This is a genomic window from Muricauda sp. SCSIO 64092 (genome assembly GCF_023016285.1).
In the GTDB taxonomy this organism is placed as follows: domain Bacteria; phylum Bacteroidota; class Bacteroidia; order Flavobacteriales; family Flavobacteriaceae; genus Croceivirga.
In genome coordinates this window covers 119,304-135,709 of sequence record NZ_CP095413.1, presented here as the reverse complement: position 1 = coordinate 135,709, position 16,406 = coordinate 119,304, and the positions used below count along the sequence as shown (strand labels likewise).

Here is a 16,406-nt window from a genome sequence, read left to right as displayed (position 1 = left end):
GGTTTACCTTACGAAAGTGAAACCAAGAGTTGCAAAAATCAAACAATTTCCAATTTCCGGTACGCGGCAGGGGAGTGGTCCGCATGTTTTTTAAAGAAATTGGAGAAATGGGCGGTTTCTTCAAAACCCAGGGAATTGCCTATCTCAGAAACGTTCCAATTGGTATGGCGAAGCAGGATTTTGGCTTCCTGGACCACGCGTTCGGCAATTAATACCGATGTACTTTTTTCCAAGGTTTCCTTTAACGCGCGATTCAAATGATTGACATGAACACTTAGCTGATTGGCAAAATCGGATGCCGAACGCAAACCCATGCGTTGCAATGGACTTTCTATTGGGAATTGCCGTTCCAACAGTTCCATAAAAAGTCCGGAAATACGTTCTGACGCATTGGAATTGGATTGTAGGGCAACCTGGGCCGGTTGCATCTTTAATCCGGAATGGATCAGTTCAAACACCATATTGCGCAGTAAATCGTATTTATAGGCGTAGTCGGAATTGATCTCGTCCAACATACGCACGAATATGGGAATAATTGACGCTAACTGTTCATCTGAAAGTTCAAGGACGGGATTCCCATTGGGTTGAAAAACGGGATACTGGGTCAAATCCCCGAATTGGTGAAAAAAGGTATCCGTGAAAACGCAAAAGTAACCGGTCAATTGTTCATCTATCCGCTCCCAATTATAGGGTATTTGGGGATTGGAAAAAACCATCACCTGTTTTTCAACAGTGACCACTTTATCCGCATAGTGAACCCTACTTTTGCCCTTTACCAAACTTATTTTATAATAATCCCTTCTATTGAAAGGCATCGGTTTGGGTTTGGGGCCGGCAAATTCATCGAGTTTAAATACATTAAAATGACCAATACCGGATTTTACACTTTCCGGGACATAGTGATGGGTAGATTCGTAAAAGTCTTCTATCGACACTTTTTTTTGCATGTCCCAAAGTTACATAAATCAAATAATTATCCTGTTTTCTCCAAAAGGGCCATATAGAACCCATCAAAACCACTTTCCGATGCATAAATGCTTTGTTCTTTTATCAAAGTGAAGGTTTGCCCAAATTCCGAAGCTAAAAAATGTGCAACTTGTTCCGTGTTTTCCTCTGGAAGGATGGAACAAGTGGCATAGACCAATTTACCGCCCGGTTTGACCATTTTGGAATACTCCCCCAGAATTTTTTGCTGTACCCCTTTGATGCGTTCCACGAAGTCGGGTTCCAATTTCCACTTGCTATCGGGGTTACGCCTTAGTACACCAAGACCGGAACATGGGGCGTCCAACAAGACCCTGTCCGCTTTACCATGAAGTTTTTTGATGGCCTTTGCGTTTTCTATAATTCGGGTCTCCATATTGTGGACACCATTGCGTCTGGCCCTGATTTTTAGCTTTTTCAGTTTACTTTCATAGATGTCCATGGCAATCAACTGCCCTTTGTTTTGCATCAGTGCGGCCAAATGCAGTGTTTTGCCACCTGCCCCTGCACAGGCGTCCACTACACGTTGTCCTGGAGCAACATCCAAGTAGGGCGCAACCAATTGCGATGAGGCGTCCTGTACTTCAAACAAGCCTGTCTTAAACGCTTCTGTGGTGAACACATTTTTTCTTTCTTTCAGTTTTAGGGCATCAATGGCACCGGAAACCGTTTCAGTCCCAATAGCCATTTCGCCCAATATCTTACGAAGGTCCCCTTTGTTCATTTTTAAGGTATTCGTTCGTAAGACCACTTCGGCCTGTATGTTCAGGGCGGCACTTTCCTTGTCCCATAATTCCTTGCCGAGTGCTTTTTCGCAACGTTCGTCCAACCAATCCGGGACGGATTCCCGCAGTTTTCTAATTTTGGACAGCTCATCAAAGCGTCCTTTGATCCGTCTAACGGGCGTATCTTCCAATTGTTTCCAATCGGGCAGTGGAATCCCCCGCAATACGGCCCATACGGCAAACAAACGAAATAGATTGGCCCGTGAGTAGGGTGCACTTACCTCCGCGATTTCTGAATACAAACGTTTGTAACGGACAATTTCATAGGTTGTTTCCGCAATAAAACCACGATCTCTTGCCCCCCATCGTTTGTCATATTTAAGGACTTTTTCAATTACCTTATCGGCATAGCCATTTTCATTGAAGATAAGGTTCAGGGCATCAATAACGGCAAAGACCAAATTCCTGTGGAGACGCATAGCATAGAATGAGCTTGCAAAGGTAGCCTTTCTGGTACATTTTGTTGTTGGACTGAGCTAAAACGCCACTACATAAGTCATCAAATGCTGACAGCGAATGGCAATTTCACACTTTTGAAGCATCTACAGGGAAATCACCGCCCCTACCTGTGAAATGTTCTTTTGCCAACAGGTCCGTTTTAAGAAACCCCTAAAAAAATTATTCCTCAACCTTAACACTTGAAGTGGCGGGTTTGAGTGTGGCATAAAAATAAAGGGAATGGTTATGGATATTGATTTTGAATACTTCCTCAATGGTCTTTTTGATGAGCTGGATTCTAGGGTCGCAGAACTCAAGTATCTCCCCGGTGTCCGTAAGGACAATATGATCGTGTTGTTTATCAAAATATGATTTCTCATATCGCGCCTTGGCGTCCCCGAACAAGTGCTTTCTAACCAAACCACAGGCTATCATCAATTCGATGTTGTTGTAGATTGTGGCCCGGCTCACCCGGTAGTTCTTTTTCTTCATTTGGAAGTAGAGCTCATCCACATCAAAATGTTCGTTGTTGGAATAAATCTCCTCTAGAATGGCAAACCTTTCGGGAGTCTTTCGGTGCCCATTATTCTGTAGGTACTCAGTGAATACCTTTTTGACCACTTCTATTTTGGATTCGATGTCCATTCTTGGGGACTTGTATTTTTCAAGCAAAGCATGAGAAGGAAAAATGGGGCCGATAGGGAAATACCGCCCCCAATACGTTCAAGCCCGGTTTTAGGCACTCATACTTCGGGGCGCCCAAACAGCACACATCATCCCTGGAGCTGCTTTTTGCGGGTTGGCACAATCCTCCCTTTCAAAACGGAGGCAGCTTGTGCAATTTCTTTCATCGGCCAATCTCGCTTTCATTTCAAAACTGTCACAGGTGTAAAGGTGGCCGACCTTCACGTTGTGAACCGTACATGTGCTATCGCTCATTAATTTGTCACAATTCGCACAGGTGTTTCCTAATCGTATAGCCATAGTACCCACTGTTTTAAAGTTCCTATTAAAGATACGACCGAGAATGGATAGAATGAATTTAAATAATTGTAAATCAATTATTTAAAGTTAGATTGCTTAAAAATTACAAAAAACGGAACTGGTCTGTTTTCCGTTCTTTTTTAGTTGTCTTTTAGGGGACAGCAAATATATCTTTGAAGTACGTTCAGTACAATGACGAATACTTTAGTTGCATGGTTACGATATGTATTGGATAGCTGAACTCACTTAAACTTTTTCCATTCGCTAAAAAATTGCTCTTTTTGGCTCCTTTTTTGACTTTTTCTTGCTCCATAGTCCTGCTATGCAACTCAAAAAAGCCTTCAAAGGAACAAAAAATGTCTAATTTTCACTAAGACGTAAAAAGTTTAAATGAGTTCACCAACAAAAAATCAATAATGGGAGTCAGGATAGCATTTTTTTTAAACCACTATATGGGAAAATTGGGTTGTTTGTTATGTATTATTGCGATGATTTTTGGTTGCTCGGAACAAAAAAAATCGCATAGCTATAATTCGATTCAAATAGAAACGGTCTTTGAAGACTCCCTGAGTATTAGGGCCATTGAATTTTTGGATGAAAACACGCTGGCCTTTGCCGGAAGTAATGGAACATATGGTACGGTAGACGTGAAAACCGGTAAACTGAGGTCCAATATACAAGCATACGATTCCATAGTTCCGGAATTCCGTGCCATAGCACATACCCAAACGGACTTTTTTATGCTTTCCGCGGGAAATCCTGCCCTGCTTTATAAAACGGGGGATAACGGCACTATGGAACTGGTGTATAAGGAGCGTGGCAAGGGTGTTTTTTACGATGCCATGAAGTTTTGGAACGACCAGGAAGGAATAGCCGTTGGTGATACGGTCGATGGATGCTTGTCCATTATCATTACGAGGGATGGGGGTAAAAGTTGGGAAAAGGTTTCCTGCGCTAACTTGCCCAAGGGAATTGAAGGTGAAGGAGCTTTTGCAGCCAGCAACACCAATATTGAAATAAAAGGGGACAGGACTTGGGTGGCCACAACGGAAAGTCGTATTTATTTTTCACCGGATAAAGGAGGAAACTGGCAACTACAGGTCGTGCCCATTGTAAATACCTCAGCTACGGAAGGTATCTATTCCATAGATTTTTACGACCAAAACCTTGGTATGGCCTTTGGTGGGGATTATACGAACCCCGTTGGTTCCATGGCAAACAAAGCCCTGACAACGGATGGTGGGAAATCCTGGAATGTGATTGCTGATGATGACTTACCGGGATATAAGAGTTGTGTGCAATTTGTCCCCAATGCAGCGGGCAAAGCCATTGTTGCGATAGGTTTTACGGGAATTGCCTACTCAAATGATGGAGGTGAAAGTTGGGAATCCCTGAGCCAAGAAGGTTTTTACACGATTCGCTTTTTAAATGACTCCATTGCCTATGCCGCAGGTAGGAACCGGATTGCCCGGTTAACCTTTCAATAATCAGGTCAAGGGTTTTTCTTCCAGCCGTAGTGAAAAGGAGGCCGTATCCAAAACGGCTTCAATGCCAATGGGAAAGGTAAAGGTTTCCGCAATATGTCCAAAGCTCATGCCATACACGGCAGGGATACCCATCGGAGCCAAGCGATCCGTTACCACTTCCTTCAAAGAAAAGGAATCGGAACCCTCTTTTTTGTCACAGCCCGCACAAACACCAAAGACGACTCCCGACGCTTTTTTAAAACTGGGGGTGGACAATAATTGTGTCAACATTCGGTCGATGCGATAGGGAGCCTCACCCACATCTTCAATACAAACGATGGTATCGCTATAATCCAGGCCATAGTCGGTACCATTCATGGCCGAAAGCAGGGAAAGGTTGCCACCCACTAATTTGCCTTTGGCCGTTCCCGGTGTAATCACATAAGGTTCATAAACAGGGTTGTTTAACAAGGTATCTTCATCAAACTGGTAGTTTTCCAAAATCCATTTTTTCTTGGGGTGCATGAGCAAATCCTTTACCCCATTGTAGGCGTAGGAATCCAGTTCGGGGCCCATGGCACCATGAAAGCCGATGAGGCCTATTTTTTGGTAAAAGGTGTTCAAGAGCGCCGTGATATCACTATACCCCAGGAGTATCTTGGTATGTTGGGCCAGAAGTGAAAAATCCAACATATCCAAAATCCGTGTGCAACCATACCCACCGCGTATGCAGAAAACGGCATCAACTTTTGGGTTACGGAACATATGCATCAGATCTTCGGCCCGTTCTGTATCGGTATTGCTTAAATAGCCGTGGTTGCCAAAAATTCGTGAAGTATGGTAAGGTTCCATTCCCATGGCCTTGATGGCTTTAATGGAACGTTCCAATTGTTCTTCCGTAATGGCATAACCGGGTGCGATCAGACCCACGATGTCACCCTTTTTTAAACGTTTGGGTTTATTGACTTTTGGAGGATGGGTAGTTTCTTGAGACTTAACTGAAGCCCTCACGGGCAGACCTACGGCCAACAAAGCGGCCGAACTGTTTTGGATAAAATCCCTGCGCTTTATCATGCTCCTAATTTAATATGAAAATTCCATAGGAGCGACCGCCTTGTTCGTTGGCCTAAGGTCCAATGTTACTATACGCTCACCACCACATACCTTCGGCCCGATTTTTTGTACCAAATACCTTTGTATTTGTACAATTTTCTGCCGTTGACCACAACCACCTTATTTCCTCTGGGAAGCGTCCTCACTTTAATTCCAATAGGGGCACCAACCACCACATAGTTGCGCCCTCTGGCACGATACCACACCCCATCAGCGAAATAAAAGTTGGTATTCCTATGGACAAAGACCTTGGGTTTGGTAAGGGTAGTAACCACAGTTCCCTGTTTTGGGTATACGCGGACCACGGTTCTTTGGGCCTGGGAAACCAATAGTCCACCTACAAATGCCACCATCAAAAGGATACGATTAAGATTTTTCATAACAATCAGTTTTTTTGGGTTTATCTCTTTGACTCAGGTTATAGGAGAAGGTTTAACTACCCCCTTTCTTATTCGATAAACGACCCAACCTATCGATAAAAACAATAGTGCCAGACCACCTGAAAAAAATGGGATTTTGGATATAGTATATTGATTGTCAGTAATTTGAAAACTGTCAAGGACTTGTGTTCGATTGTTGTCCAATTGATAATGATGTTTTACCCCATTGGAATGGACGAAGACATAGTTTTTAACCTTTTTGTAGCGCCCAAGAAAACTTGATACGGTGAGTTCAAAGTCTTTTGGCGTATTGGGCACATTGACCAGTTCAAAGACCAATCGTGCATCGTGTTTGTCCAGTTGGGTTTCGATCAACGCCATGGAAATTTGTATACGGTCAATAGTCAACAGAACATGCCTTTCAAAATAGGATTGAAAATCCAGGGAATACGAATGCAATAAAAATCGGTTTTCGTTCCTCAATTGGGGATGCATATGTTCCAAAAGGTCAATTGCTGATTTTGGGGTCAGATGAATGACCAATTGTTTTTCATCCAACTTAAAAAAGTAACTGATGTCATTTGGATTGTGTGCCTTGACTTGAATTGTCCCAAAAAAGTACAGTAATGCGATGGATATGTATTTTCCCATGGAACTACGGTCTAAAACTGAAACTTGGGTTCGGTGTGCCGGAAAAACAAAGCGGCATCGACGGAAAATTATCCGTAATTACATAGTAGTACTCATCCTCCGCTTCTGGAGTTTTGCCGAAACGCCCGTTGCAGGCATCCAAGGTAGAACTGCCATCCATGTACTCATAATCCTGAAAGTAGTATCCATCTGGACAGCCATCCGGTGCTGATAGGCCATCGCCACCCCTGGGTTCCGTTTTTAGTTGATAACCACTTTCCAAAGCTACTAAGGTTACACCATCACTGTCATAGACGTACTTATAATATATTGGAAACCCGTCAGCGGCGTAACCGATTTTGACCATTTCAGTGCCATTTACATTTAGGCCATCAATGTAATTGGATGGCGTGCCATGGTAATGATAACGACCAGTGGGCTGTACATGGGCATTATTGCAATCCAAGCCTAAAGGGGTTGTGGATTGTAGTGTTGTGATGTTCCACTCCCTGTTAATGGTCCCATCCGAACCTATAAAAAATTCCGCAGTGTAGGGCTCAATGACCACCCCGGAAAATAATACCCCCGTAGTATAACCAGCACCATCCGTGGTTGCATTGGCCAATTGCGGGGTCACGTTCATACTGTAGGTTTCGGATACCGGGGCAATAGTGTTTGGATTGCCGCTATTTGGGAATTGGCCCACCAAATGATTAGCCACTCCATTTACGGTGATGCTCCTTGTATTACCGGAAATGGATTCGGAATATAAGGAGGTACCACCCAATTCGGAGGCAATGTCCACGGTACAGCCGGAAGCATCAAGGTTTATGGTGAAAACGTTTGAAGAACCGGAACAATCCAAATTGGAACCATTGTCCGCTAAAGTAATTTCCGAATCATCCGAGGTGGAACAAGAGGCCAGCAGGAACAGGTATAAAAGCAAAAAGTTTTTTAGAATACGCATTGGTCAAGTGTTTTTGAATTTGTAGTTTGACCATTGCTTTCTAAATTGGTTTAATGAAAAAAGGGGCGGTCGGCCCCTTTTTATGATTATTTAACACCGCTATTACTGTCCCCGCCGTTTTCGTACCTGTTGCAAAAGTCTTTTTTTAAAGTCTTCCTCTGCCTTTAACAACAATACAATTTTCCTAGCCGGAAGTACCTTCTCCAGGTCCTGTAGGAATTCTTGTTCCAGACCGTGTTTCTCATTTTGTAGGATTTGAAATTCCGATAACAATTTTGCAGCTTCATCATCGGTCAAATCATCCAGATAAGGTAGTTGGCTTCCAAAACGTTGACGTTCTTTTCTCCTAAGCCTGTGCAGTGCTTCATCATGGGCATTGTAAACGGGCCAAAAATCCTGTGCTTCGGATGGGGTAAGTCCCAAACGTTCCGTGATAAAAGCTACCTTTAGGGTTTTTATACGCTCTTGTGCCGGCCGTTGGGCATAAACACCCATGGTCAGCAATACGAGCAGTAGAACCAATATTTTAGTACTGTAGTTCATCATAATCCAAATCTAAATCTTCCAAATCCTCCACATTTGCATCCAAATACTCCAATATACTTTCTTCTTCCAATATTTTTTCGGTAATATCCGCAATGGAGATATCATCCAAATTTACGGCTTCTGCAATCTCATAAGAAGAAAGGCCATAGGCAGTGTCCTCAAAATAGGTTTCAATATCCATACTGGCCAAATCCTCAAAATTCAGGTCAGGGCCTTGGTTCCGGTTCCATGCCAGGGCCAGAACAAAAATAAGGGCCACCGTGGCCGCGGCATAGTACACCGCCTTATATCCCACCAAAGAAATCACTTTTGGGGATTTTCCCTTCATTTTTTCAATAGTGGAGCTATAAATTGAATCAAAATAACCTTCGGGTGCCGCAAATCCGTCGGATTTCGGAATTAGCGTACTTTCCTGGGAAGTTTCTTCAATCGCCAAACGTTCAAACAAACGTTCATTGAAATTGTCAAAGTAGCCTTCCGGGGTCTTGAATTTATTTTTGTGGTTCTTTTTCATGCTGTTAGTTAGACCAATCTATGGCGAAAAGGTTTAATCCGGTTCGGTAAGATACGATTCAATTTTTTTTACTGCCAAATGGTACGATGCTTTTAGACCACCCACCGAGGTTTCCAAAATTTGTGAAATTTCCTCATATTTCATTTCCTGAAAATATTTCATGTTAAAGACCAGTTTTTGTTTTTCCGGTAGGGTGGCAAGTGCCTTTTGGAGCTTTAACTGAATAGCATCGCCTTCAAAATAGACATCCGATTGTAGGTTTTCTACAAGGGATTGTTGTAGTTCTTCATTGGACACCCCCAATTTTCTTGATTTTTGCTTTAGAAATGTCAATGCCTCATTGGTTCCAATTCGGTACATCCAGGAGTACAGTTTACTTTCCCCCTTAAAACCGTCAATACTTCGGTAAACCTTTATAAACGTGTTCTGAAGCACATCATCGGCATCGTCATGATCAAGGACAATGCGCCTTATATGCCAATACAGTCGTTCCTTATAGGTGTTCACCAACACTTCAAAGGCCTTGGACTGTGTAGCTTTGTCCTTTAATTCGAATACTAAGGATTCCTCAGCTGACAAAAGGGATATTTTAGAGGTTTGACCATAAAAATAGCGAAAGGTTTAAATCCCTATTTGAGAATGATTGCCAATTCTACTTTCCACTTTTAAAAATGCATCGAAAACCGCACAGGGGTGGTGGATTATTTGAGAATGGTGCCGAAAACAGTTTTTTATCCTTGCTTTTTGGAGTTTTTGACCAAATAACGGGAACAGCAGTGCTTTTATGCCATGGTCTGCATTTCCACCAGCTTCTTGTATCCCTTTTTGGATTTCATCAGTTCCTGGTGGGTACCTTGCTCCAAAATCTTGCCCTTGCTCATGACTACAATGGAATCCGCATTTTGAATAGTGGACAATCGGTGGGCAATAACAATTGAGGTCCTGTTGCGCATCATTTTTTCCAGCGCATCCTGAACCAAACGTTCGCTTTCCGTGTCCAAGGCCGAAGTAGCTTCATCCAAAATCATGATGGGAGGATTTTTTAGTACGGCCCGGGCAATGGACAAACGCTGTTTTTGCCCGCCACTCAACTTGTTTCCACCATCGCCAATATTGGTGTTATAGCCTTCAGGTAGTTCCATGATAAAATCATGGGCATTGGTAATTTTGGCGGCTTCCACAATTTCTTCCTCGGTGGCGTTGGTTTTGCCCAAACCGATATTGTTCTTTACCGAATCATTGAATAAAATGGAATCCTGGGTTACCAGGCCCATTAGTTCGCGGAGCGATTTTTTTGAAATATCCTTGATGTTGATACCGTCAATTTCAATGCTTCCTTCGTTCACGTCATAAAATCGGGTCACCAAGTTGGCCACGGTACTCTTGCCACTCCCGGATTGTCCGACCAAAGCAACGGTATGTCCTTTGTTTACCTTGAGGTTGAACCCCTCCAAAACATTTTCATTTTCATATCCAAAGGAGACATTTTTAAAATCAATCCCCGTGTCAAACTTTTCAATTTCCGTTGGATTTACAGGTTCTTTTATGGAGTTCTCGGTTTCCAGAATTTCAAAGATCCGTTCTCCTGCCGCATTTCCTTTTTTAATGCTGTAATTGACCGTTGTTATGGCCTTGACCGGATTGATAATGGTATAGAACAGTCCAATGTAGCCCATGAAATCCTGTGGTTTTAGTCCACTGTTTTCGTCAAATACCAAGCTTCCTCCATACCAAAGCACGGTAATGACCACCGCAACCCCAAGGAACTCACTCAATGGGGAAGCCAGCCCTTTTCGTTGTAGAACGGAATTCATGATATTCTTGAATCGCTCCGTGGAATCCGTAAACTTTTTTGCCAATTTACCTTCTGCATTGAAGCCCTTAATGACTTTTAACCCCGTAAGGGTTTCCTCCAAAAAAGATAGGAACACCCCATTCTCCTTCTGTGCGGCCAGGGATTGTGCTTTTAAACGTTTCCCTACCGCAGAGATTATAAATCCGGTAATGGGTAGGAAGATGAAAACAAACAAAGTCAGTTTGGCACTTATCAACAACATGGAAATCAACACAATAACAATGGTAATGGGTTCCCGAACCAGCGCCTCCAAAGAGTTGATTATGGAACTTTCCACTTCTTTGACATCTGAGGTCATTCGAGCCAACAGATCACCTTTTCGCTTTTCCGAGAAAAAGGAAATTGGCAAATCCACCACTTTGTGATACAGGGAATCCTGTATGTCCTTTACCATTCCGGTACGTAAGAAGGCCAAAAAGTACATGGCCATATAGCGAAATAAGTTCTTAAGGAAGAAAATCACAATACTGGCCAGGCAAATGAATACCAAAGCGGCCATGGGCCCGTCATCGGTAACCTTCTGTGTCAAAAAATAGTTCAGGGAATCTTCGGCATATCCTTTTAGGTTCGAAAACCCCTGATAAACGGGCTTTTCAAAAACTTCCTCTTGATTATCGAACAGTATCCCCAACGTAGGGATGAAAATGATAATGGAGAGCACATTAAAAAAGGCATACAATACATTGGATATAATGTTCAGTATGCCATAAAGTTTGTACGGTTTAGCGAACCGCAACAGTTTTTTAAGGATGTTGTTCATCAACCTAAATTCAATTCGGCTACAATGCCATCCAATTTGGCATCCAATTGCGAATTTACGGATTTAAATTCCGAAGCACTGGGCAATACAGCGTTGGTACTCATGTAGAACTTCACCTTAGGCTCTGTACCAGAAGGTCTTGCCGCTATTCGAGTACCATCTTCGGCTTCGTAGATCAGTACGTTGGATTTTGGCAAATCAATGGATTTTTCCTCACCGGTCACCACATTTTTTGCGATTGATGTATTGTAATCCTCAATCCAAACCACCTTTGAACCTTGAACCGTTTCCACGGGATTTTCTTTAAATTCCTTCAACATTTGCTTGATTTCCTCCGCACCACTGATTCCCTTTTTGGTCAATGAGATCAGTTTTTCCTTATAAAAACCAAATTCCACATAAGCATTGATCAACTCTTCATAAAAGGAACTGCCATTTGCTTTTGCTTCCGCGCCAACCTCGCAAGCCAGAAGTGTAGCGGTAACGGCGTCTTTATCGCGAACAAAGTCGCCCGCCATATAGCCAAAACTCTCTTCGCCACCACCTACAAATTTTGAATCCGGGAAATCCTTGATCATTTTACCGATCCATTTGAAACCGGTCAAGGCTGTTTTGAATTCTACGCCATAGGATTTAGCCATTTGCTCCATCATAGGAGTGGAAACAATGGTAGTCGCTATAAATTCATTGCCCTTAAATCCTTTTTCTTTGTATTTATCCAAAAGGAACTTGGTCATGAGCACCATGGTTTGGTTTCCATTCAACAGCTCCATTTCCCCCTTCAAATTACGGACCGCAATGCCCAAACGATCGCTGTCCGGGTCTGTGCCCACAACCATATCCGCTCCAATGGCCTCGGCTTTTTTCAAAGCTATGGCCAAGGCTTCCGGCTCTTCGGGGTTTGGGGATTTTACCGTTGGGAAATTACCGTCCGGAATGGCCTGCTCCTCAATAACGGTGACATGGGGATAGCCTGCCATTTTTAGGACTTGGGGTATGGCCGTAATGGAGGTCCCATGGATTGAGGTAAACACAATTTTAAAATTGTCCTTCCCCGCTGCATTAAAATTTCCTGCCTGGACAGACGCATCAAAAAAAGCGTTATCGACTTTGGTATCTATGGATTCAATTAGGTTATGGTCCGCTTCAAATTTGATATCCTCATAGGCGATGGTATTGATTTCGGTAATTATTTCACCGTCCTGTGGTGGTACAATTTGTCCTCCATCGCCCCAATAGACTTTATAACCATTGTATTCCGGTGGATTATGGGAAGCCGTGAGCACAATACCAGCATGGCAGTCCAAGTGCCTAACGGCAAAGGAAAGCTCAGGAGTCGTCCTTAGCGCGGAAAACCGAAATACCCTTATTCCATTCGCGGACAGTACTTCTGCCACTGTTTGGGAAAGCGTGTCACTATTGTGCCTGCAATCATAGGCAATGACCACTTTAATAGTTTCGCTGGGATATGTTTTCTTTAAATAATTGCTTAGGCCCTGGGTGCTTTTCCCCAAGGTGTACTTATTGATGCGATTGGTTCCCACGCCCATTACGCCGCGCATACCACCGGTGCCAAATTCCAGGTTTTTGTAGAAACGTTCTTTGAGCTCTTCGTGATCGGTATCCATTAAATTCTGGACTTCTTGTCGTACTTCGGGGTCAAAAAAATTGGAAAGCCATGATTTGGCAGTGGTCAGAAAAGTATCCATAAGTGTTGTTATTGCTCTTTAAAAACAAATGTAAGGAGAAACCCAATTTGATTATTCAATAATGTTGATGGTTTCCTGCATTTTATAAGGTTCACTTTGTTTTTTGGTGCGGATGAACAATTCCCCTAGAAAACCCGCCAAGAATAATTGGGTTCCAATGATCATGCAGGTAAGGGCAATATAAAACTGGGGCCTGTCCGTAATCAAGCGTCCCATGGGATTCAAAAAAAGCTTATCTATCCCCAGGTACATGGAAAATCCAAAACCAATCACGAACATTAGAACGCCCAAAGCGCCAAAAAGGTGCATGGGTCTTTTACCAAACCGGGATACGAACCAGATTGTGGTCAAATCCAAAAAACCATTGATAAATCGTTCTGCACCAAACTTGGTGGAACCGTACTTTCTGGCTTGATGCCGCACCACTTTTTCACCAATCTTGGAAAAACCTGCGTTTTTGGCCAAGACAGGGATGTAGCGATGCATCTCCCCGGAAACTTCAATGGTTTTGACCACTTCATTCCTAAAAGCCTTTAGACCACAGTTAAAATCATGTAGCTTAACACCGGAGGTTCGCCTGGCGGCCCAATTAAAAAGTTTGGAAGGAAGGTTTTTTGTTAGAATGGAATCGTAGCGTTTCTTTTTCCATCCGGAGATAATATCGAAGCCCTGGTTGGAAATTAAGTGATACAATTCTGGAATTTCCTCGGGATTGTCCTGAAGATCGGCATCCATGGTGATGACGACATCGCCTTGGGCTTCCTTAAAACCGGCATGCAATGCCTGGGATTTACCAAAATTTTTCGAAAAGCGTATACCTTTAACGTTGCCATCGTTTTTGGCTATGGTCAAGATGGTTTCCCATGACCTGTCCGTACTCCCATCATCAATAAAAATAATCTCGTACAAAAAGCGATTGGATTGCATCACGGATACAATCCAATCGTACAATTCCTGTATGGATTCTTCTTCGTTAAGTAAGGGGATTACAAGGGATAATTGCATATGCTACCGTGGTAAACTCCCCAAAAGTAGTATTTTTTCCTTAGTAGGATGGCCTTGGTTTTTTGACTATTGCACCGGTAATTAAACCCACCACCAATCCAAAGATAGCGCTTAACAGTACCCCCACACCCATAAATATGGGAAAGAACTTTTTCTGGAACTCAACACCCTGGTCCCATTGTTCCTGTGTCATTTTAGGATTTGCCTCAAATGCCTCTACCTTGGCAATTTCCATTGCTTTGTCCATATAATCCGGTTCCAGGACGCCGGACATCAGATAAAACCAGATGATACCGATTATTGTTGCAATTACACCAATACCGGCACCAATTTTAATTGCCTGTCCAATTTTTAAGTAGTTTTCATTGGATTTTTTGTATTGGACAATGCCAATAACAATGAAAACAGCCAAAATGCCGTACTGTATCGCCTGAATTGTAAAGCTACGTTCATAATGTAAGCCTTGGGTATACAGCATTATGCCAAAAACCACACCGACCAGGCCGGCCAGTCCCCCATAAGTGAGAATATGCTTTTGTGTTTTTAAATCTTGTCCTTCCATTTGTTTTAATTTTAGTTGATTACCTGTTATTTGTTGAAATTACCCTGGTTTTGCTACAATTTAAAAGTACAATTTTTGTTTTTTGCCCAAACCCACTTGTTTGTAAAAGGAATTTATCTAAATTTGCAGTCCGAAAAATCGATGTAACGAGATGAAAGCAGGAATTCACCCGGATAATTATAGATTGGTAGCTTTTAAGGACATGTCCAATGATGATGTTTTTATCACCAAGTCTACCGCAGAGGCCAAAGAGACCATTACTGTAGATGGTGTGGAATACCCATTGGTAAAGTTGGAAATTTCCAGAACCTCCCATCCTTACTATACTGGTAAAACCAAACTGGTGGATACCGCTGGTAGGATTGATAAGTTCAAGAACAAATACAAAAAATTCCAAAAAGAGGAAAAGTAATTTCCTACATTTAGAAAATATACTTTTAACGCCTTCGTTACGAACACGGAGGCGTTTTTTATTTTTGACCAACCCTATTTGATAGCCAATGAACTATATCCTTGCCGACGGAGACACAAGAAACTCCCTGCTGCCCTTTACCTTTACCCGGCCTGTAGCTGAAATACGCGTGGGAATTTTGACCATTGCGGAAAAATGGGAAAAACACCTTGGAGTTGAGATCAGCTATTGGACGGAAGACTATCTGGTCCAAAGGTTTCCCTTGGTCACAGCAGCCGATAATGTGGTCATTAATGCGGCGTATTTGCCAAATTCCACTTTAAAGGCAAAGATTGGGACCCTTAAAAACAAGCAGGCATTGGTATTTGGTGATGATATCATTGCTTACCGAACCAATGATGTGGGAGAACATTTTACCGTTGGAGCCTATGATTCCATTGCTTATGAGGACGAATGTATGACCATAAAAAACACATGGGATATATTTTCCAAAAATGACGAAGCCCTTCGGGCCGATTTTGAATTATTGACCCAGGGAAGAAAAAGTCAACCCATATCGGAGACCAATACGATCATTGGTGATGCTATCTTTCTGGAAGAAGGGGCACAAGTGGAAGCCAGTATTCTCAATACCACAACCGGTCCCATTTATATTGGAAGGAATGCTTTGATCATGGAAGGTTGTATTATCCGTGGTGGTTTGGCATTATGTGATAATTCCGTCCTAAAAATGGGTGCCAAAATCTATGGGGCAAGCACCTTTGGCCCGTATAGTAAGGTAGGGGGAGAGGTTAACAATGCCGTATTGTTCGCGTATTCCAATAAGGGACATGAAGGCTTTTTGGGAAATTCCGTCCTTGGTGAATGGTGCAACCTTGGTGCCGATACCAATACCTCAAACATGAAAAACAATTATGCAAAAGTGCGGCTTTGGGATTACCGGACGGAAGGTTTTGCCCATACTGGCTTACAGTTTTGCGGATTGATGATGGGAGACCACAGCAAGGCGGGTATCAATACCATGTTCAATACGGGTACCGTTGTTGGGGTAAGTGCCAATATATTCGGTAGTGGCTTTCCCCGGAACTTTATTCCCAGCTATTCCTGGGGAGGCGCCTCCGGCTTTACCACCTATAGAACCCCTAAAGCCTTTGAAACCGCTAAAGCCATGATGGATAGGAAGGGGGTCGGGTTTGACACCACGGAACAAAACATTTTGGAACATGTTTTTGAGTTGACCAAAAGGTGGCGGAAGGATTAATCTTTAACTATTGGCAGATGCACGTATAATGGCAT

General features: G+C 42.8%; 18 protein-coding genes. 3 read left to right on the top strand and 15 right to left on the bottom strand.

Annotated elements, in window-relative coordinates:
- Positions 1–38: 38 nt before the first annotated feature.
- From L0P88_RS00515 to L0P88_RS00500, 4 genes are all read right to left on the bottom strand, one after another.
- Complete coding sequence (locus L0P88_RS00515; RefSeq protein ID WP_247132694.1) at positions 39–947, bottom strand: helix-turn-helix domain-containing protein; 909 nt, start codon at positions 945–947, stop codon at positions 39–41.
- Positions 948–973: 26 nt separating this feature from the next.
- Positions 974–2,188 carry an RsmB/NOP family class I SAM-dependent RNA methyltransferase gene (locus L0P88_RS00510; protein ID WP_247132693.1) on the bottom strand — a complete coding sequence of 405 codons (1,215 nt, stop codon included), beginning with the start codon at positions 2,186–2,188 and terminating at the stop codon, positions 974–976.
- A gap of 199 nt (positions 2,189–2,387) precedes the next feature.
- The gene (locus L0P88_RS00505) at positions 2,388–2,852 is read right to left on the bottom strand and encodes a Fur family transcriptional regulator (protein ID WP_247132692.1); all 465 of its coding nucleotides are present in this window, start codon (positions 2,850–2,852) and stop codon (positions 2,388–2,390) included.
- A gap of 90 nt (positions 2,853–2,942) precedes the next feature.
- A complete protein-coding gene (locus L0P88_RS00500) occupies positions 2,943–3,191 on the bottom strand; it encodes a hypothetical protein (protein WP_247132691.1) in 249 nt (82 codons plus the stop codon).
- A gap of 416 nt (positions 3,192–3,607) precedes the next feature.
- Here L0P88_RS00500 and L0P88_RS00495 point away from each other — a divergent pair, with 416 nt between their 5' ends.
- Positions 3,608–4,678, top strand: coding sequence for a WD40/YVTN/BNR-like repeat-containing protein (locus L0P88_RS00495; RefSeq protein WP_247132690.1), 1,071 nt, complete (start codon positions 3,608–3,610; stop codon positions 4,676–4,678).
- Here L0P88_RS00495 and L0P88_RS00490 read toward each other — a convergent pair whose 3' ends face one another.
- From L0P88_RS00490 to L0P88_RS00440, 11 genes are all read right to left on the bottom strand, one after another.
- The gene (locus L0P88_RS00490; protein ID WP_247132689.1) at positions 4,679–5,731 is read right to left on the bottom strand and encodes an LD-carboxypeptidase; all 1,053 of its coding nucleotides are present in this window, start codon (positions 5,729–5,731) and stop codon (positions 4,679–4,681) included.
- Between the two features lie 68 nt (positions 5,732–5,799).
- The gene (locus tag L0P88_RS00485) at positions 5,800–6,150 is read right to left on the bottom strand and encodes a DUF6515 family protein (protein ID WP_247132688.1); all 351 of its coding nucleotides are present in this window, start codon (positions 6,148–6,150) and stop codon (positions 5,800–5,802) included.
- Between the two features lie 33 nt (positions 6,151–6,183).
- Positions 6,184–6,801: a DUF6702 family protein gene (locus tag L0P88_RS00480; RefSeq protein WP_247132687.1), complete on the bottom strand. Its 618-nt coding sequence runs from the start codon at positions 6,799–6,801 to the stop codon at positions 6,184–6,186.
- A 4-nt stretch (positions 6,802–6,805) separates the two neighbouring features.
- Positions 6,806–7,747, bottom strand: coding sequence for a YHYH protein (locus L0P88_RS00475; RefSeq protein ID WP_247132686.1), 942 nt, complete (start codon positions 7,745–7,747; stop codon positions 6,806–6,808).
- Positions 7,748–7,849: 102 nt separating this feature from the next.
- The gene (locus L0P88_RS00470; RefSeq protein WP_247132685.1) at positions 7,850–8,293 is read right to left on the bottom strand and encodes a hypothetical protein; all 444 of its coding nucleotides are present in this window, start codon (positions 8,291–8,293) and stop codon (positions 7,850–7,852) included.
- Positions 8,274–8,807, bottom strand: coding sequence for a hypothetical protein (locus L0P88_RS00465; protein ID WP_247132684.1), 534 nt, complete (start codon positions 8,805–8,807; stop codon positions 8,274–8,276). Before L0P88_RS00465 ends, L0P88_RS00470 begins: the two co-directional genes overlap by 20 nt.
- Before the next feature lie 33 nt (positions 8,808–8,840).
- The gene (locus tag L0P88_RS00460; protein WP_247132683.1) at positions 8,841–9,386 is read right to left on the bottom strand and encodes an RNA polymerase sigma factor; all 546 of its coding nucleotides are present in this window, start codon (positions 9,384–9,386) and stop codon (positions 8,841–8,843) included.
- Between the two features lie 203 nt (positions 9,387–9,589).
- Positions 9,590–11,422 (bottom strand): ABC transporter ATP-binding protein, encoded by a 1,833-nt coding sequence (locus tag L0P88_RS00455; protein ID WP_247132682.1) that lies wholly within the window; start codon positions 11,420–11,422, stop codon positions 9,590–9,592.
- The gene (locus tag L0P88_RS00450) at positions 11,422–13,131 is read right to left on the bottom strand and encodes a phospho-sugar mutase (RefSeq protein WP_247132681.1); all 1,710 of its coding nucleotides are present in this window, start codon (positions 13,129–13,131) and stop codon (positions 11,422–11,424) included. The genes L0P88_RS00455 and L0P88_RS00450 overlap by 1 nt, the downstream gene beginning before the upstream one ends.
- Positions 13,132–13,182: 51 nt before the next feature.
- Positions 13,183–14,136, bottom strand: a complete 954-nt coding sequence (locus L0P88_RS00445) for a glycosyltransferase family 2 protein (protein ID WP_247132680.1) — start codon at positions 14,134–14,136, stop codon at positions 13,183–13,185.
- Positions 14,137–14,176: 40 nt separating this feature from the next.
- Positions 14,177–14,698 carry a DUF4199 domain-containing protein gene (locus L0P88_RS00440; protein ID WP_247132679.1) on the bottom strand — a complete coding sequence of 174 codons (522 nt, stop codon included), beginning with the start codon at positions 14,696–14,698 and terminating at the stop codon, positions 14,177–14,179.
- 151 nt (positions 14,699–14,849) lie between these two features.
- Here L0P88_RS00440 and L0P88_RS00435 point away from each other — a divergent pair, with 151 nt between their 5' ends.
- Both L0P88_RS00435 and L0P88_RS00430 read left to right on the top strand, forming a co-directional pair.
- Positions 14,850–15,110 (top strand): type B 50S ribosomal protein L31, encoded by a 261-nt coding sequence (locus L0P88_RS00435; RefSeq protein WP_158779416.1) that lies wholly within the window; start codon positions 14,850–14,852, stop codon positions 15,108–15,110.
- A gap of 88 nt (positions 15,111–15,198) precedes the next feature.
- Positions 15,199–16,371, top strand: a complete 1,173-nt coding sequence (locus L0P88_RS00430) for a GlmU family protein (RefSeq protein ID WP_247132678.1) — start codon at positions 15,199–15,201, stop codon at positions 16,369–16,371.
- Positions 16,372–16,406: the final 35 nt, after the last annotated feature.